Source organism: Nocardia sp. CDC519 (genome assembly GCF_059509835.1).
Window position 1 is genome coordinate 5,017,512 of the sequence record NZ_CM183377.1, and the last position, 17,590, is coordinate 5,035,101.

18 protein-coding genes and 1 pseudogene are annotated in these 17,590 nt (G+C 69.6%); 4 read left to right on the top strand and 15 right to left on the bottom strand.

What is annotated here, in order from left to right; genetic code table 11:
- Nucleotides 1-20: 20 nt before the first annotated feature.
- Nucleotides 21-851, bottom strand: a complete 831-nt coding sequence (locus tag AC5W7N_RS22620) for an SDR family NAD(P)-dependent oxidoreductase (RefSeq protein WP_163816474.1) — start codon at nt 849-851, stop codon at nt 21-23.
- 60 nt (nt 852-911) lie between these two features.
- Nucleotides 912-2,096, bottom strand: coding sequence for a lipid-transfer protein (locus AC5W7N_RS22625; RefSeq protein ID WP_163816476.1), 1,185 nt, complete (start codon nt 2,094-2,096; stop codon nt 912-914).
- 184 nt (nt 2,097-2,280) lie between these two features.
- Between AC5W7N_RS22625 and AC5W7N_RS22630 the strand changes: the two genes are divergently transcribed.
- A complete protein-coding gene (locus tag AC5W7N_RS22630) occupies nt 2,281-3,828 on the top strand; it encodes a long-chain-fatty-acid--CoA ligase (RefSeq protein WP_195021032.1) in 1,548 nt (515 codons plus the stop codon).
- Between the two features lie 13 nt (nt 3,829-3,841).
- Here the strand turns inward: AC5W7N_RS22630 and nadC are convergent, their stop codons facing one another.
- The 3 genes from nadC to nadA form a co-directional block, all read right to left on the bottom strand.
- Nucleotides 3,842-4,702: a carboxylating nicotinate-nucleotide diphosphorylase gene (gene nadC / locus AC5W7N_RS22635; protein WP_495922115.1), complete on the bottom strand. Its 861-nt coding sequence runs from the start codon at nt 4,700-4,702 to the stop codon at nt 3,842-3,844.
- An 82-nt stretch (nt 4,703-4,784) separates the two neighbouring features.
- Entirely contained in the window at nt 4,785-6,446 is a 1,662-nt protein-coding gene (locus AC5W7N_RS22640; RefSeq protein ID WP_495922116.1) for an L-aspartate oxidase, read from the bottom strand.
- Nucleotides 6,447-6,542: 96 nt separating this feature from the next.
- Complete coding sequence (gene nadA, locus AC5W7N_RS22645; RefSeq protein ID WP_163816484.1) at nt 6,543-7,586, bottom strand: quinolinate synthase NadA; 1,044 nt, start codon at nt 7,584-7,586, stop codon at nt 6,543-6,545.
- 77 nt (nt 7,587-7,663) lie between these two features.
- On the opposite strand from nadA, the gene AC5W7N_RS22650 reads away from it, so the two are divergent.
- Complete coding sequence (locus tag AC5W7N_RS22650) at nt 7,664-8,422, top strand: NUDIX hydrolase (protein WP_495922117.1); 759 nt, start codon at nt 7,664-7,666, stop codon at nt 8,420-8,422.
- 75 nt (nt 8,423-8,497) lie between these two features.
- On the opposite strand, the gene AC5W7N_RS22655 is transcribed toward AC5W7N_RS22650, so the two are convergent.
- Complete coding sequence (locus tag AC5W7N_RS22655) at nt 8,498-9,433, bottom strand: GlxA family transcriptional regulator (RefSeq protein ID WP_495922118.1); 936 nt, start codon at nt 9,431-9,433, stop codon at nt 8,498-8,500.
- 72 nt (nt 9,434-9,505) lie between these two features.
- Between AC5W7N_RS22655 and AC5W7N_RS22660 the strand changes: the two genes are divergently transcribed.
- Entirely contained in the window at nt 9,506-9,841 is a 336-nt protein-coding gene (locus AC5W7N_RS22660; RefSeq protein ID WP_194990710.1) for a cupin domain-containing protein, read from the top strand.
- A 27-nt stretch (nt 9,842-9,868) separates the two neighbouring features.
- Here AC5W7N_RS22660 and AC5W7N_RS22665 read toward each other — a convergent pair whose 3' ends face one another.
- From AC5W7N_RS22665 to bioB, 5 genes are all read right to left on the bottom strand, one after another.
- Complete coding sequence (locus tag AC5W7N_RS22665; RefSeq protein ID WP_195021035.1) at nt 9,869-10,057, bottom strand: hypothetical protein; 189 nt, start codon at nt 10,055-10,057, stop codon at nt 9,869-9,871.
- Nucleotides 10,058-10,232: 175 nt separating this feature from the next.
- Nucleotides 10,233-10,766 (bottom strand): DUF1353 domain-containing protein, encoded by a 534-nt coding sequence (locus tag AC5W7N_RS22670; RefSeq protein ID WP_163816495.1) that lies wholly within the window; start codon nt 10,764-10,766, stop codon nt 10,233-10,235.
- A gap of 128 nt (nt 10,767-10,894) precedes the next feature.
- Nucleotides 10,895-11,605 (bottom strand): DUF2567 domain-containing protein, encoded by a 711-nt coding sequence (locus AC5W7N_RS22675; protein ID WP_195021036.1) that lies wholly within the window; start codon nt 11,603-11,605, stop codon nt 10,895-10,897.
- A 35-nt stretch (nt 11,606-11,640) separates the two neighbouring features.
- Entirely contained in the window at nt 11,641-11,856 is a 216-nt protein-coding gene (gene bsaP, locus AC5W7N_RS22680) for a biotin synthase auxiliary protein BsaP (protein ID WP_163816500.1), read from the bottom strand.
- A 12-nt stretch (nt 11,857-11,868) separates the two neighbouring features.
- Nucleotides 11,869-12,882, bottom strand: a complete 1,014-nt coding sequence (bioB, locus tag AC5W7N_RS22685) for a biotin synthase BioB (RefSeq protein WP_194990708.1) — start codon at nt 12,880-12,882, stop codon at nt 11,869-11,871.
- A gap of 163 nt (nt 12,883-13,045) precedes the next feature.
- Here bioB and AC5W7N_RS22690 point away from each other — a divergent pair, with 163 nt between their 5' ends.
- Nucleotides 13,046-13,636, top strand: coding sequence for a TetR/AcrR family transcriptional regulator C-terminal domain-containing protein (locus AC5W7N_RS22690; protein WP_195021037.1), 591 nt, complete (start codon nt 13,046-13,048; stop codon nt 13,634-13,636).
- Nucleotides 13,637-13,694: 58 nt separating this feature from the next.
- On the opposite strand, the gene AC5W7N_RS22695 is transcribed toward AC5W7N_RS22690, so the two are convergent.
- From AC5W7N_RS22695 to AC5W7N_RS22710, 4 genes and pseudogenes are all read right to left on the bottom strand, one after another.
- Nucleotides 13,695-15,044: an LLM class flavin-dependent oxidoreductase gene (locus AC5W7N_RS22695; RefSeq protein ID WP_163816507.1), complete on the bottom strand. Its 1,350-nt coding sequence runs from the start codon at nt 15,042-15,044 to the stop codon at nt 13,695-13,697.
- Nucleotides 15,041-15,786: pseudogene (locus AC5W7N_RS22700) on the bottom strand (ABC transporter ATP-binding protein). Before AC5W7N_RS22700 ends, AC5W7N_RS22695 begins: the two are co-directional and overlap by 4 nt.
- Complete coding sequence (locus tag AC5W7N_RS22705) at nt 15,762-16,625, bottom strand: ABC transporter permease (protein ID WP_163816509.1); 864 nt, start codon at nt 16,623-16,625, stop codon at nt 15,762-15,764. Before AC5W7N_RS22705 ends, AC5W7N_RS22700 begins: the two are co-directional and overlap by 25 nt.
- Nucleotides 16,625-17,563 carry a type 2 periplasmic-binding domain-containing protein gene (locus AC5W7N_RS22710; RefSeq protein ID WP_495922119.1) on the bottom strand — a complete coding sequence of 313 codons (939 nt, stop codon included), beginning with the start codon at nt 17,561-17,563 and terminating at the stop codon, nt 16,625-16,627. The genes AC5W7N_RS22705 and AC5W7N_RS22710 overlap by 1 nt, the downstream gene beginning before the upstream one ends.
- Nucleotides 17,564-17,590: the final 27 nt, after the last annotated feature.

The following is a 17,590-nucleotide window of genomic DNA, read 5'->3' on the forward strand; positions in this document are numbered from 1 at the left end:
TGCCCGCTCCTCCCGCATCGTCAGACGTTGAACCCGCCACCGCAGACGAGTGTCTGGCCGCTGATGTAATCGGATTCCGGGGTGCACAGCAAGTACACCGCACCGGCCGCTTCGACCGGGGTGCCCGCCCGGCCCAGCGGGATCGAGTGTTCCATCGCCGCCAGCAGATCGGGGTTGACGCCGACTTTCAGCTCCCGGCCCTGCACGTCGATGGTGCTGCTGCCGTCGGCAGGCGCTTCGGTGAGCCGGGTCTTGATGAGCCCGAACGCGACCGCGTTGACGGTGACGTTGTAGCGACCCCATTCCTTCGCCAGGGTCTTGGTCAGGCCGAGCACACCCGCCTTGGCGGCGGAGTAATTGGACTGTCCGGCATTGCCTCCGGTGCCCGCCATCGACGAAATGTTGACCACCTTCCGGCACGGCACCGGCTCGCCCGCCTCCTTGGCTCGCTTCACCAGACCGGCGATCACCGGCTGGGCGGCCCGCAAGATCCGGAACGGCGCCTTGAGGTGCACGTCCAGGATGGCGTCCCACTGCTCGTCGGTCATCTTCTGGATCACCGAATCCCAGGTGTAGCCGGCATTGTTGACGATGATGTCGAGGCCGCCGTAGGTGTCGACGGCGGTGGCGACGAAGCGCTGCGCGAAGTCCTCATCGGTGACGCTGCCGGGCACCGCCACCGCCTGGCCGCCCGCGGCCTCGATGGCGGCGACGGTCTCCTTCGCCGGTTCGGCATCGAGATCGTTGACGACCACGCGCGCTCCCTGCGCGGCGAACTTCAGCGCGATCTCGCGGCCGATGCCGCGGCCGGAGCCGGAGACGATGGCGACCTTGTTGTCCAGATTTCCCATGGTGAATCTCCTTACGTGCGAAGGTCAGAGGGCGATGACGGCGGGGTCGAGCGGCATGGGTCAGCCCACCTTCTGGTACAGGGTGACGACGGCGGCGCCGCCGAGGCCGATGTTGTGTTGCAAGGCGACCCGCGCATCGTCCACCTGACGCTGCTCGGCCTCGCCCCGCAGCTGCCACACCAGTTCGGCGCATTGGGCCAGACCGGTCGCGCCCAGCGGATGCCCCTTCGACAGCAGCCCACCCGACGGGTTGGTGACGACCCGGCCGCCGTAGGTGTTGTCCCCGTCGGCGATGAACTTCTCGGCCGTCCCCTCCGGGGTGAGTCCGAGTGCCTCGTAGGTGAGAAGTTCGTTGGTGGTGAAGCAGTCGTGCAGCTCGACCACGCGGATGTCCTCGGGCCCGATGCCCGCGCGCTCGTACACCTGCTGCGCGGCCGAGCGGGCCATATCGGCGCCGACGATATCGATCATCGAATCGCTGTCGAAGGTCGCGGGACCGTCGGTGGTCATGGCCTGCGCGGCGATCGCGACGTCGCGGCGCAGCCCGTGCTTGCGTGCGTACTCCGCGCTCACCAGCACTGCCGCGGCCGCTCCGCAGGTGGGCGGGCAGCACTGCAATCGGGTGAGCGGTCCGTAGATCCGCGGTGCGGCCAGCACCTGCTCGACGGTCAACGGGTCGCGGAACACCGCGAACGGGTTATGGGCCGCGTGCTTGCGCGCCTTGACCGCGATCTGGGCGAACACCGCCGGATCCATGCCGTATCTGTCGGCGTACTCGCGGCCGGCGCCGCCGAAGTACTGCGCCGCGAACGGTGCGTCGCTGCCACCCTGGAGGCGGTCGACGACGGCGCCGAAACTGTCGAACGGGCTCGGCCGATCGGTGTAGGACATGGTGAGCGCACCGCGCTGCATCTGTTCGAACCCCACCGCGAGCACCACATCGGCGACGCCGTGCTCGATGGCCTGCCTGGCCAGGAACAGCGCCGACGAGCCGGTCGAGCAGTTGTTGTTGACGTTGACCACCGGGATACCGGTGACGCCGACCCGGTACAGCGCGGCCTGACCGGAGGTGGAATCGCCGTAGACGTAGCCCGCATAGGCCTGCTGGACGGCGGTGTAGTCGATGCCGGCGTCGATCAGTGCGGCGCGCACCGCGCGTTCACCCATCACGTCGTAGGTCTGGCTCGTGCGCGGGGTGGTGAACGGGATCATCCCGACACCGGCGACGAGGGTCGTGACTCCCATAGCCTTTCTCCAATCAGCTATCAGCAATTCACTTACATGGTTGCACCAGCAGGAGTACCGGTGTCAATACTGAAAAAGTGCTCCACCCAGCCCACGTGACGGATCTTTACACCTATCAGTCGTTTACTTACACTGCCTGGTGTGACCTAGGTCGCACTCTGATCACCTGCTCCAGGAGGACACGATGTACCTCACGCAATCCCTGCATCGCGCGCTACAGCAGCGGCCCGGCGAGATAGCCACGATCTGCGGCGACCGGGTGCGCACCGTCGCCGAGTCGGCGGATCGGGTCGCGCGGTTGGCCGGCGCGCTGAATGCGCTCGGGGTGCGACAGGGCGAGCGCGTGGGGATCCTGGCGTTGAACAGCGATCGCTACCACGAGTACTACCTGGCGGTGCCGTGGCTCGGCGCGGTCGCCAATCCGGTGAACATCCGCTGGAGCGTCGCGGAAATCGTCTACTCGCTGCAGGATTCGGACACCACCGTGCTACTGGTCGACGATGCGTTCGCGCCGATGATCGCGCCGATCCGCGAGGCCTTCGACCGGCTGCGCACGGTGATCTTCATCGGTGACGGCGACGCACCGCCGGACACCGTCGACTACGAAGAACTGATCGCGGGCCACGAACCCGTGCCCGACACCCGCACCGGCGGCGACACCCTGCTCGGCATCTTCTACACCGGCGGCACCACCGGTCACCCCAAGGGCGTCATGCTCAGCCACGACAATCTGGTCACCTCGGCGCTGGGCTCGCTGTCCACCGGCCACGTACTCTCTCGCGCCGGACGCCTGCTGCACGCCGCGCCGATGTTCCATCTGGCCGATTTCGCCCTGTGGACCTGCGGCAACCTGGCCGACGCGACGCACGTGTTCGTCCCGGCCTTCACGCCCGCCGGCGTACTGGAAACCATGGCCGGGCAACGGATCACCGACGCACTACTGGTGCCGACCATGATCCAGATGCTGGTCGACGATCCGGCCGCCGCCTCGCATGATCTCAGCAGTGTGCGGCATCTGATCTACGGCGCCTCACCGATTGCGGAGGCCGTGCTGGAACGGGCGATGGCGATGTTCCCGGACGCCGGTTTCACCCAGGCCTACGGCATGACCGAACTCTCGCCGATCGCCACACTGCTCTCCCCGGCCGACCATCTGCGCCCGGAACTGCGTCGCTCGGCCGGCCGGGCGGCGCCGCACGTGGAGGTCAAGGTCGTCGACGAGACCGGCGCGGAGGTGCCGCGCGGTGCGGTCGGTGAGGTGGTCGCGCGTGGTGACAACGTGATGCTCGGCTATTGGAACAAGCCCGAAGCGACCGCCGAGGCGATCCGCGACGGCTGGATGCACACCGGTGACGGCGGCCGGATGGACGAGCAGGGCTATGTGTTCATCGTCGACCGGATCAAGGACATGATCATCACCGGCGGCGAGAACGTGTATTCGGTGGAGGTCGAAAACGCGGTGGCGGCCCACCCGTCCGTCGCCGCCTGCGCCGTGATCGGGGTACCCGACGACCAGTGGGGCGAACGGGTGCACGCGGTCATCGTCCGGCAGCCGGGCGCCGAACTGGACTCCGACACCGTGCGTGAGCACTGCAAGAGCCTGATCGCGAACTACAAGATCCCCCGCAGTGTCGCGTTCGTGGACTCCCTGCCCGTTTCGGGGGCGGGCAAGATCCTCAAACGCGAACTGCGCAAAGAGTTCTGGAGCGAGTCGGCGCCCGCGGTGCACTGACCGGGCGCCGGGCCTACATATCCAGGCCGAGATCCAGCACCGTCACCGAGTGGGTGAGCGCACCGACGGCGAGGAAGTCGACACCGGTGCGGGCGTACTCGGCGGCCACATCGAGGGTGAGGCCGCCGGAGGACTCCAGTTTCGTGCGGGGTGCGGTGGCGTTGCGGCGCTGAACCGCGGCCTGGGTCTGCCAGAGCGGGAAGTTGTCCAGCAGCACCAGCTCCACGTCCTCGGCGAGCACCGCGTCGAGCTGTTCGAGGCTGTCGACCTCCACCTCGCAGGCGATATCGGGGGCGAGTTCGCGGACCGCGCGCAGCGCCTCGACCACCGAACCGGCGGCGACGACGTGGTTGTCCTTGATGAGGGCGGCGTCCCCGAGGCCCATCCGATGATTGACGCCGCCACCCACCCGCACCGCGTACTTCTGCAGAGCCCGCAGACCGGGCAGGGTCTTGCGGCTGTCGCGGATACGGCATTCGGTGCCGGAGACGGCGTCCACCCAGGCGGCGGTGGCGGTGGCGATGCCGGACAGGTGGCACAGCAGGTTCAGCATGGTGCGTTCAGCGGTGAGCAGCCCGCGAGTCGGTGCGACGATGCTCAGCACGGCGTCGCCCGGCGTGACGCGGGTGCCATCGGCCACCCGCTCGGCGACCTCGTAGTTGCCCGCGCCGATGACCTCGTCGAGTACCAGCAACCCGACATCGATCCCGGCCACCGTCCCCGGCTGCCGCGAGACCACCGAGGCCTTCACCACCGCGTCCTCGGGGACCGTCGCGACGGTCGTCACGTCCGGGCCGTAGCACAGGTCCTCGTCCAGCGCGGTGCGGATCAGCGTGCGCACTTCCTCGCGGTCCAACCCCGCATCCAAACCCATTACGAACTCCTACTCTCATGTCTGTGGCGGCCGAATGGCCCACGGCGGCACGGGTTCGGCCGCCTTGTGTCACCGGCGGGCGCTATCCGGTGGTGACCGGCACGGTCAGTGGCGTCGAAGACGGGTTGCCGTCCGGCCCCAGCCGGATCGCTGTGCTGGCGCGGGCGGCATCGACCGGCACCGGGTGATCGGAACGGGTGTGGCAGCCCCGGCTCTCCTCCCGCGCCGCCGCCGCGAGCAGCAGAGCGCGCGCGGTGACGGTGAGGGCCGCGTCCTCGAACGCGGCGATGCGCCGGGCCAGCAGTTCGGAGCGACCGGCCGCATCCGCGTCGGCGCCTGCCGCAAGCTGCTCCGGCGCAAACGCATCCATCACCGTCGAGTCAGGAGTGAGCGGCGAATCTTCCGTACCGCGCGCAGCCCTTCCCAGGGCATCGAGTGCCGCTGTGAGGCCTGCGGCGTCGCGCACGACGCCCGCGTGCGTGGTCATCATCCGCTGCACGAGTTCCCGTGGTGCCGCGGGGGCCTCGACTCTCGCACCGAAGGTGAAGCCGGTCGGTTCGCCCAGGCGCGCCACTGCGGCGGCTCCCGCGCGTTCGCCCACCACCAGGCCCTCCAGCAAGCTGTTGGAGGCCAGACGGTTCGCCCCGTGCAGACCGGTGCGCGCCACCTCCCCCGCCGCGTACAGCCCCGGCACCGAGGTGCGGCCGCACACGTCGGTGACGACGCCACCACACTGGTAGTGAGCCGCCGGTGCCACCGGGATCAGCTCGGTACGCGGGTCGATCCCGGCCGCCAGGCAGGAGGCGGTGATCGTCGGGAAGCGCCGGGTGAAACCCTCGACGGCGCGCGCGTCGAGATAGACGTGATCCTCCCCCAGCTGTCGCATGCGGTCGGCGATGGCGCGCGAGACCACATCGCGGGGCGCGAGATCACCGAGCGGATGCACACCGGCGGTGACCGACTCGCCTCGCGCATCGACCAGCACCGCACCCTCGCCGCGCACCGCTTCACTGATGAGCGGCCTGCGGCCGAGCCCGCCCGGCGTGTGCAGCACCGTGGGATGGAACTGCACGAACTCCAGGTCCGCCACCTCGGCGCCGGCCCACAGGGCGAGCGCGATGCCGTCGGCGGTGGCACCCGGCGGATTGGTGCTCAGCGCGTAGAGCTGACCGAGCCCGCCGGTGGCCAGCAGCACGGCGGGCGCGTGCACCGCGCCGATCCCGCGCTCCGACACCGCGATCACCCCGCGCACGCCGCGATCTCCGGTGACGATCCGCAGGGCGGCGGTGCGGAACAGCACCGGCAGCCCCGCCGCGTTCAACGCCCGCTGCACCTCCGCGCCGGTGGCGTCACCGCCGGCGTGGATGATCCGGCGGGTGCTGTGCCCGCCCTCGCGGGTGCGCGATATCTGCCCGTCGCGGCCGAGGTCGAAGACGGCGCCCAGATCCGTCAGCGCGGCGACAGCGTCCTGACCGCCGGCAACGATCGACTCGACCGCCGCGACATCACAGAGACCGCCGCCCGCGTCGATCGTGTCACGCACATGCGATTCGACCGAATCCCCGTACGGCGCAACCACGGCGATGCCGCCCTGCGCGTACTGGGTGGAGGTGTCGGTCGGCCCGCCCTTGCTGAGCACCAGCACCCGCAGCCCACGCTGGGACGCCGCGCGGGCCGCGGTCAGCCCCGCGACCCCACCTCCGATGACGACGAAATCCGCGTCCGCGGTCCAGTCGAAGCCCATCCCGTTCCTACCTTCTTCCCGCATTCGCGGTTCCCGCGGCCGGCGCCGCATCGCGCGCCGTGGCGGCGATATCGGCACGCGGCCGCGATGCCGGGCTTACTCCCCGCCGCCGGGATTACCGATCTCGATCATGCGCTGCACCGAATTGCGGGCCAGAGCCGCGGTTTCCGGATCGACGTGCACCTCGTCGGTGTTCTCGGCGAGGCTGCGCAGCAGGGCTGCCGGGGTGATCATCTTCATGTACTTACAGGCCGCGCGGTCGTTGACGGCCTGGAAGTCGATGCCGGGCGCGGCCTTGCGCAGCTGGTGCAGCATGCCGACCTCGGTGGCCACCAGCACCTGATTCGACTTGGCCGCCTTGGCCGCGTCGATCATGCCGCCGGTGGACAGGATGTGCACCCGGTCGGCCGGGAACGAGCCCTCGCCCGCCAGGTACAGCGCCGAGGTGGCGCACCCGCATTCGGGGTGCACGAACAGCTCGGCGTCCGGGTGGGTGCGCGCCTGTTCCTGGAGTTCGTCGCCGTTGATGCCGGCGTGCACGTGGCATTCGCCCGCCCAGATGTGCATGTTCTCCCGGCCGGTGACGCGCTTGACGTGCGCGCCGAGGAACTGGTCCGGCAGGAACAGCACCTCGCGGCCGGGGTCGATGGAGGCAACCACGTCGACGGCGTTGGAGGAGGTGCAGCAGATGTCGGTGAGGGCCTTCACCGCGGCGGTGGTGTTCACATACGACACCACGACCGCACCCGGGTGCTCGGCCTTCCACTCGCGCAGCTCGTCGGCGGTGATCGAATCGGCCAGCGAGCAGCCCGCGCGCTGATCCGGGATCAGGACGGTCTTGTCAGGGCTGAGGATCTTGGCGGTCTCGGCCATGAAGTGCACGCCGCAGAACACGATGGTGTCCTCGGGTGCTTCGGCCGCGATCCGGGACAGCGCCAGCGAGTCACCGACGTGGTCGGCCACGTCCTGGATCTCGGGCAGCTGGTAGTTGTGCGCGAGGATGGTCGCGTTGCGCATCCTGGCGAGGCGTTTGACCTCGCTCGCCCACTCGGGTGTCGCGTCGACCCCGGCGAATCCCGACGGGGTGTCGGTGACCCGCTCCAACAGTGCGGGGGCGAGTTCAGCTCCCATCGTCGCCATGACGGCTCCTTCCTTCGTGCGAGCCGGCATCGCCGCCGATTCGCACCACACCATGTTTTCGACTTATGATCGAAAACATGGCCCATAGTAGCACCATCCATGAATCGCTCACCGCGGTGTTCCAGGTTCGCCGCTTCCCTGCCGACATCTCCACAGGTCAGAGCGGTGACTCGGGTTCTGGCGGGCGTAGCGGGCGGCGCACTCCTGGTCAACGGACCGAATTGGCGGTGTTGCTGTGGCAGCGGGCGCTCGACCCGCAGGCGGGCACCTGGTCGCTACCCGGTGGCCGGTTGCGCGACGACGAGGACCTGGATTTCTCGGCCCGCAGGCAGCTGGCCGAGAAGGTCGATGTGCGCGAGCTGACCCATCTCGAGCAGCTGTCGGTGTTCAGCGCCCCCGACCGGGTGCCGCCGCCGCGCCGCATCGCCTCGGCCTACCTGGGCCTGGTGCCGTTGACCGCCGATCCGCAACTGCCCTCCGACACCGCCTGGCATCCGGTGACGGCACTGCCGAACATGTCCTTCGATCACGGCATCGTCGTCGACCATGCGCGAACTCGGTTGGCCGCCAAGCTTTCCTACACCAATATCGCCTTCGCGCTCGCCCCGGATACCTTCACCATGTCGACGTTGCGCGAAATCTATTGCGTGGCACTCGGATACGACGTCGACACGACGAACCTGCAACGAGTCCTCAGCCGCCGCAAGGTGATCACCCCCACCGGCGAGACCGCCGCTCCCGGCCGCGCCGGTGGGCGCCCCGCCGCCGTCTACCGCTTCACCGACTCCGAACTCCGCGTCACCGACGAGTTCGCCGCGCTGCGCCCACCGACCTGAGCGGCACACAGCCGTGTTTCGGCGTGGACCGGCAGCCGACTCCGGACGGGGCCTGCCCGACCAGTCGGCGGCGGTTCACCCGGTGCGGAAGGCCCGGCGGTAGGCGCCCGGCGTCGTACCGACGTGGGTGCGGAAGTGGCGGCGCAGGTTCACCGCCGAGGACAGGCCGACGCGGGCCGCGATCGCCTCTACCGGCAGATCAGTCTGTTCGAGCAGGGTACGAGCTTCGGCCACGCGCCGTGCCAGTAACCAGGCACCCGGGCCGGTGCCGAGCTGTTCGGTGAATCGCCGGGCCAGGGTGCGCGGCGAAACATTCAGGTGCGCGGCCAGATCCGCGACCGACAGCGGGGTGTCCAGGTGCGCGGCCGCCCATTCCAGCAGTCCGTCGAGGGCGTCCTCCGGCGGCGGGGCGGGCGCGTACTGGAGTTGGCCGCCGTCGCGGTGCGGCGGCATCACCATATGGCGGGCCACCAGGGCCGCGTGCGCGGCGCCGTGATCCTTGCGGACCAGGTGCAGGCACAGGTCGATGCCCGCGCCCGCGCCCGCGCTGGTGGCGACGTCACCGTGGTCGACATAGAGCACGTCGGGCTGCACCCGCACGGCCGGGAACTCCCGCGCCAGCTGGGCGGCCCGCGCCCAGTGCGTGGTGGCCTCGCGACCGTCCAGCAGCCCGGTGCGGGCCAGAGCGAACACCCCCGAACAGATCGTCACCAGCCGCGCACCCCTGCGGTGCGCGGCCAGCAGTGCCCGGCGCACCCGCTCCGGTAACGGCGCCTCGACGGGCGCCCATCCCGGAATGATGACCGTATCCGCCGACCGCAGCGCCGACAGCCCGTGCGCGACCGACATCGAGTATCCGGCCGAGGTGGGCACCGACCCGGGTTTCTCCGCGCAGACCAGGAATTCGTAGCGCTGCGGAATCCCGGCCCGCGCGGTGCCGAAGACCTCGGCCGCGCAACCGAGCTCGAATGTGGACTGGACCGGCCGCACCAGAGCGACGACGCGATGCATGGCAGGAAAATACCCTATGGTGTCTTTACCGCCACTGGTGTGCCGGCCCGATGGCCCGGCAGGGTGGGTGGCATGCATTCGGAAATCCTGGCCCAGCAGGGCTACACGTCCGTATCCGTCGACGACGCGCCTGTGCGTGAACTCTTTCCCGGCATCCGGCTCCGGCCGCTGTGGCGCGGGCCGGACGGGGCACACGCGAACGTGCTGGAGATGGATCCCGGCGCCTCCTGGCCGCGGCGCGACGTGCACGAACCCGGCCCGGAGGAAGTGTTCGTCGTGGCGGGTACGTTCAACGACGGGGCCCGCGACTATCCGGCGGGCACCTTCCTGCACGCACCGGCGGGCACCTGGCATGTGCCCGCGACAACGACCGGCTGCACGCTGTTCCTGTTCTATCCCGAAGGCTAGGAGCAGCCGCGCACCGGCCGAATTCCCCTACTGGTGATCGGCTTTCGCGTGTTTGCGTTCGCGCCGGTAGCGCCGCTTGTTCGGCAGTGGCCGGGCGGCGTTGGAACTGCGGAGGGCGTGGCGCCTGCGCCAGGCGGTCAGGTCGGGTCGCTCCCATGCCTGTCCGCCGGCGCGCGACGCCGAGTCGCCGGCAGCCGCTGGGGTGGTGCTGCGCATGGGTTCACCTCCTCTCGGCGATGCGCGGCTACTCACGCGTGGCGACGCACTCGTGTAACGCTGTCGCCCCGGATGAATGCCGTGCCACCGTAGGCGGGTGCGGTCGGGCCGGGCCAGCGGTTTGTCGCGGCGGGCCGACCGCCCCGTGCGATTCGCGACGCGGACCGTTGCGGGGTCAGGCCGATTTCATATCCGGCGTAGGAGCCGGTTCGGGTGGACGGTGGGTCGATCGGTGGATCGCCCAGGCGATCAACTCGATGAACCAGAACAGGATCAGATACACCGTCACCACCGTCACCGGGACGGCCAGGAACAGCACCGACAGCACCGCGACGAGCAGGAACCGCGCAATATCGCCTGCGGTGGCGCCGCGCAACCGGCTGGCGAAACGCACGGCCGCCCACATCATCCAGCGGCGCGGCACCGACACCCCGAGCTCACCCAGGGTGCGGCGGAAGATGCCGTCGGCATCGGCGGCGCTCACCACGCCGGAACTCAGCAGATAGTCGTGCAGGATGGCGGCTTTCGTGTACGCGCCGTAGCGCGGGATCAACCACACGACCGGGCGCGGCACCGAGGCGAAATCGGTGCGGAAACCCGCGGGCACCACGAATCGCTCGGTGGCGCCGTGGTACTCCAACGGTTCGGCCACCTGCCAGAACCGTTCGTCGAGTTCCTCGACGACGATCCCGCCATCGGAGAACGGCATGGCTCGCCTCCCCTGAAAGTCCAGCGTATGCACCAATTCTAGGGTCGGCAGGTAGCTACTCGGCCGAACACACGGCAACGGTTGGGCCAACAACCGATTCGACCGGGCAGGCCCGCGCACCGCGGGCGTCAGTTCGACGAATCCCGTTCCGGCAGCGTCTCCGGCCGCTGCGCACCGGGCTGAAGCGGCGCACCGTAGACCCCGGGGTTCGCGGGCACCCGGTACGGGTCGTACACCGCCGCGGGGTCGTCGGCGTAATCCGGCACCGGTCGCGACGCCCCCACCGGTCCCGCGTACCCGGTCCCCAGATCCTCCGACGAACTCAGCGCGGCCAGGAACAACACCACCAGCGCCGCGATCAACGGCTGCGGCACCAGGGCGAGCCAGGTGCCGACCTCCGGCGGCAGGGCCACGATCTGACCCACCGGCGGATCGGTGGGGCGCGGATGGTTCGCATCGGCGATGTACTGGCCGAGCAGTGCCATCAGCCAGCCGCCCGCCAGCGATCCGAACAGCAGGCCCGCGAACGCGATGGGCCCGCGCACCCGCCGCCACCGCCATGCGCCCACCGCCGAGACCAGCCCGATCACCGCGCCCACGCAGACGAAGATCGCCACCGCGTCGAACCGGTGCGCGCTCTCCCCGGTGAGCGCCGCGCCTCGTCCCGGCTGCACCACGAGCAGCTGTTCGGCCGGCGCGAGCAGCGCCCACACCACCGCCCCGATCAGGTTGGCGACGATGACCGCGGCCGCGATGACGCCCGCCGCGCCCACCTCGCGGCGCACGGCAGCGCCCGGTTCCGCCGTCACGGGGTGGGCTTGCGTAGACGCTTCGACCATGTGCGCGATTATGACCGACCGCCCCGGCTGCGGCCCTAGCGGCGCTCCAGGCTGCTCGAATCGGTCACCCCGTGCCGGGAGCATTTGGCCCACCAGCCGTCGGGGTTGACCTGCACGATCATCCTGCGCCCGCAGTGCTCGCAGAACCGCGGCGGCTCCAGACCCAGCTCGGCGGCCTTCGGGATCGGGTCGTCGAGGCCCGGCACGATCCGTTTGCCGGTGAACGGGTTGTAGCGCTCGTCCATCTCCATGACCGCCGACCGTCAGATGGTGTCGTTGAGCGCCTTGATCGGCATCTTCAGCTCGCCGAGCAAGTCGAGGTCGCTCTCGGCGGGGCGGCCGAGCGTGGTCAGGTAGTTGCCGACGATGACGGCGTTGATGCCGCCGAGGATGCCCTGCTTGGCGCCGAGATCGCCGAGGGTGATCTCGCGGCCGCCGGCGAAGCGCAGGATGGTGCGCGGCAGCGCCAGCCGGAACGCGGCCACCGCACGCAGCGCATCGGCGGCAGGCAGCACCTCGAGGTCACCGAAGGGGGTGCCCGGGCGCGGGTTGAGGAAGTTCAGCGGGACCTCGTCGGGCTCCAGTTCGGCCAGGTTGGCGGCGAATTCGGCGCGCTGTTCCAGGCTTTCGCCCATGCCGAGGATGCCGCCGCAGCAGACCTCCATGCCGGCCGCACGCACCATGCGCAGGGTGTCCCAGCGCTCCTCCCAGGTGTGGGTGGTGACGACGTTGGGGAAATGCGAGCGCGAGGTCTCCAGGTTGTGGTTGTAGCGGTGCACGCCCATGGCGGCGAGCTGGTCGACCTGTTCCTGGGTGAGCATGCCGAGCGAGCACGCGACCTGGATGTCGACTTCATTGCGGATGGCTTCGACACCGGCGGCGACCTGGGCCATCAGCCGCTCGTCCGGGCCACGCACGGCCGCGACGATGCAGAATTCGGTGGCGCCGGTCTTGGCGGTTTGCTTGGCGGCCTCCACCAGGCTCGGGATGTCGAGCCAGGCGGCGCGCACCGGCGACTGGAACAGGCCCGACTGGGAGCAGAAGTGGCAGTCCTCCGGGCAGCCGCCGGTCTTGAGGCTGATGATGCCCTCGACCTCGACCTCCGGTCCGCACCACTTCATCCGCACGTCGTGGGCCAATGCCAGCAGGTCCTCGAGCCGGTCGTCACCGAGCTTCAGTACCTCGAGAGTTTGCTCCTGGGTGAGCCCGACGCCGCGCTCGAGCACCTGCTCGCGGGCGATGGCCAGAATGTCGGTGGTCACGGGTGCCTGGGTCACTGCACGAATCCCTTTCATCCGGCCGGGGCGCGGCCGTCGACGGCCGATCGAGAGGGCGTTCACACTGGAAGGAGTGTGCACACTGAACCGACCCGGCAACTTGAACGGTGTTCAGGATAGGCTAGCTCGAGAGTGAGACACAACACGACGGGAGGGTTCCAGCGTGCAACTGCACCGGTCCGATGTGGTCGACGGCGCCATCGCCATCCTCGACCAATACGGTCTCGCCGACCTCACGATGCGTCGCCTGGCCGGATCGTTGCGTGTACAGCCGGGCGCCCTGTACTGGCACTTCCCGAACAAGCAGGCCCTGCTCGGCGCGGTGGCCGACCGCATCCTCGCGCCCATGGAGGATCCGCTGACGGCCACCGACTGGCCGGGCCAGCTCGCCGAACTCGCGCACCGGCTGCGCAACTGCCTGCTGGCCTACCGTGACGGCGCCGAACTCGTCTCGGCCACCTACGCCTCGCGGCTGACCACCAGCAAGGGCCGCGAGCGTTTCGCCGGCGCCGCCATCCGGGCGGGCATGCCGCGCGCCGAGGCCGAACTGGCGGCGTTCACGCTGCTGTATTACGTGCTCGGGCACACCGTCGACGAGCAGTCGCGGATGCAGATGGATTCGGCGGGCGCACTCGCCGACGCGGCGTCACCGCTCGAGCAGACCGAATCCATCGACCCCACAGCCCGTTTCGATTTCGGACTGCAGTTGTTCGTCGGCGGTATCCGGCACCTGCTCGGCTCACGCGTGCGCTGAGCGGGCCGGCGCAGTGCTCGCGCGCCGGCCCGCTCGGAGCCGGATGGCTATCGGGCGCTCACCGGGCCAGTGCGGGCCGTCGCGCGAACCGGCTCTCCGGACGCGGCAACCCGAAGTGATCGCGCAACGTGGTCCCGCGGTATTCGGTGCGGAACAGCCCGCGCTCACGCAGGATCGGCACCACGGTCTCGGTGAACACCTCGAGCCCGCCCGGGTAATACGGCGGCATCACATTGAATCCGTCAGCCGCACCGTGGCGGAACCATTCTTCGATGGTGTCGGCCACCTGTTCCGGTGTTCCGGCGACGACCCGATGCCCGCGCGCACCGGCCAGTCGATACAGCAGTCCACGCACCGTGGGACGTTCCCGCTCCACGATTCCCGCCACCACTTGCAGGCGGCTCTGGGCGTTATCGGTGACGTCGCCGGCATCGGCGAACAATTCGTACGGCACCGGCTCGTCCAGCGCCAGATGCCGCAGGCTCTTGCCCGCGATGCTCTCCAGCTGCGTCAGACCGTATTCCGGCACGGTGAGCTCGTTGAACTCCCGTTCCAGCCGCCGCGCCGCCGCTTCGGTGTCGGCGATGAACGGGCTGATGCCGGGCAGGATCTTGACGTGCTCGGGATCGCGGCCGAAGCCGCGCGCCCGCTCCTTGATGTCGCGGTAGAACCGCTGCGCGTCCTCGAGCCGCTGGTGCGCGGTGAAGATGGCCTCGGCGTAGCGGCCCGCGAAGGCGCGGCCGTCATTGGACGCACCGGCCTGCACCAGCACCGGATAGCCCTGCGGCGTGCGCGCGGAGCTGAACGGGCCACGCACGCGCAGGTATTCGCCGTCGAAGTCGATCCGGTGGATCTTGTCCGGGTCGGCGTAGCGTCCGGCCGCGCGGTCGAACACGATCGCGTCGTCTTCCCAGCTGTCCCACAGCGCGACCACCGCGTCGACGAATTCCCGTGCCCTGGCATAGCGTTCGCGATGATCGGGGTGCCGGTCGAGACCGAAGTTGGCCGCCGCCGCCTCGGTTCCGGTGGTGACGATGTTCCAGCCCGCGCGGCCGCCGGAGATGTGGTCGAGCGAGGAGAACAGCCGCGCCAGGTTGTAGGGCTCGTAGTAGGTGGTCGAGGCCGTCGCGATCAACCCGAGATGCGTTGTCGCCGCGGCGATCGCGGTGAGCAGCGTGATCGGCTCCAGCCCCGGCGCGGCATTGAACTCCACGTTGGTGCGCAGGGCGGGCCCGTCGGCGAAGAACACCGCGTCGAAGGTCGCGGCCTCGGCGGTGCGGGCGATCTGCTGGTAATAGGACACGTCGTAGATCCGGTCGGCGCCGCTGTCGGGATGCCGCCAGGCCGCCTCGTGATGGCCGGCCGGGTAGATGAACGCGTTGAGACTCAACTGTCGCTGCTCGGTCATGACGCCTGCTTCACCTGCGCTGCCTGCGGCTCGACACCGAGCCCGCCGAGCAGCTCCTCTCGATACTGCGCGAAGGCCGGATCGCTGTGCCGGCGTGGGTGTTCCAAATCTATGCGGCGGTCCAGCACGATGCGCCCCGCCTCCAGGACGAGTACGCGATCGGCCAGCGACACCGCCTCGTCCACATCATGGGTCACCAGCAGCACGGCCGGAGTGTGCTTGGCGCACAGCTCACGCAACAGCGCATGCATCCGGATCCGGGTGAGCGCGTCGAGCGCGCCGAAGGGCTCGTCGGCCAGCAGCAGGGCCGGTGCGCGCACCAGTGAACGGGCCAGCGCCACCCGCTGCTGTTCACCACCGGACAGCTCGCGCGGCCACGCCTTCTCCCGGCCGGCCAGGCCGACTTCGGCGAGGGCGTCCCGGCCGCGGTCGGCGGCACCGGGCCCGGGCAGCCCGAGGGTGACGTTGGCGAGCACCCGTGTCCACGGCAGCAGCCGCGAATCCTGGAACACCACCGCCTTTTCCGCGGGCACCGACAACTCCCCGAGCCGGGCACACCGTCGTCGAGTTCGGCCAGCGCCCGCAGCAAGGTGCTCTTCCCGGAGCCACTGCGGCCCAGCAGCGCCACGAATTCGCCGCGCGCGATATCGAGATCGAGGCCGTCGAGAACCACCCGCTCACCGAAGCCGCGAGTGAGCGCGCGGGCCCGGACGAGGTTCAGTCGCCGAGAGTCTGCCGCCATGACAGCGCCTTCCTTTCCACGGTGCGTACCGCGAGATCGCCGAGCAGCCCGAGCAGGCCGTAGATGACCAGGCCCACCACGATGACGTCGATCTGGCCGTAGGTGCGGGCCTGGGTCATCAGATAGCCGATGCCGCTGGTCGCGTTGACCTGTTCGACCACCACCAGCGCCAGCCAGGAGATGGTGACGGCCAGCCGCAGCCCGGTGAAGAACCCGGGCAGCGAACCGGGCAGGGCGATGGTGCGGATGAACGCCGTCCGCGACAGGCCCACCGTCTCGGCGAGTTCGACATAGCGTGCGTCGACGCTGCGCAGATGCGCGTGGGTGTTGATGTAGACCGGGATGAGCACGCTGGTGGTGATGACGATGAGCTTCATCTGCTCGCCGATGCCGAACCACACGATGAACAGCGGGATCAATGCCAGCGTCGGGATGGAGCGTTTGATCTGGATCGGCCCGTCCACCAGTGCCTCACCGAGGCGGCTGAGCCCGGCGATCAAGGCGAGCACCACCCCGATGACCACGCCGAGCACCAGACTGATCCCGGCCCGTTGCAGCGAGGTGAGCAGGTTGGATTGCAGGCGGCCGTCGGCGATGAGCTCGCCCGCGGTCTGCGCGACCGTCCACGGCGCGGGCAACGTCTCCGGGTCGAGCGCACCGGAGGCGGACCCGGCGATCCACGCGGCGATCAGCAGCGCGGGTCCGAGCGCCGCGCCGAACGGGATCGCCCGGCCCGGACCGAGCGTGCGGCGGGTGCGCTTGCGTGCGGCGAGCGCGGGGGTGGATGCGGTGCGCGGTACCCGTCCGACGACGCCCGCGCGTGCGGTATGGACCGCCATCAGTTGCTCCCGGGTGCGAAGCCGGCGCCGACCTGGCCGACGGTTTCGGTGATGACGGCGTCGAATCGCAGGTCGATGCCGTCGGCGGCGTCGACCTTGCGCGGCAGTTCGCCGGCGGCGTCGATGACGTCGATGGTGGCCTGCTGGCGATCGATCAGCTGCTGGTCCAGATGCGGGAAGGTGATGGTGCCACGCGATTCCACGATGCGGGTGGCGTCGTCGAGGCTCACCTTCTGGTTGTCCACGTAGTACTTCTGCCCCCATTCGCCGCGGTGCTCGTTCACCCACTGCCACGACCGCACGTACGCGGCCACCAGCGCCCGCACCGCGGCGGCCTTGGCCGGATCACGCACCACCTCGCGGCGCGCGTACAGATAGGTGAGCCCCGGGTAGGTGCCCTCGGTTTCCTCGGCCGGGATCAGCGAGGTGCCCGGAGTGCGCAGGAACCGGGTGGTGTTGGGTTCATTGAGCGGCGCGAGATCGACCTGGCCGGTGCGTACCGAGACACCGGGCGCCACCGCGAATCGCAAAGCGCTGGGATCGATCTGCGCCGCCGCGACGATCGGCACGTCCTGTTTCGCGGCGAGGGCGTGGATGGGCGGGACGTCGCCGACCCAGGCGGCGTCGGCGGCCCCGGCGCGGAACGATTCCAGGATGGCCGGCCCGCCGACGAAGTTGGCGAACTCGACCTCGAACGGCAGCTTGTCCAGCTCACCCGAGAGCAGCAGTTGATGGCGCAGCAGTTCGGATTGGTCGGCGAGGACGAGCTTGGTGCCCGGCGGCACCTCGGTGGGCAGCGGCCCGTCGACGACAGACCCCGCCTCCGTCGTGTCGGAGGCACATCCGGTCAGCGCGAACGTCGCGAACGATACCGCGGCGAGCAGGAGGGCGGCGGTGCGGCCGCGCGGGCCGGTGCGGGAGATACGAGGTCGAGCCATGCCGGAATTCAACAATCCGGGCCCGCC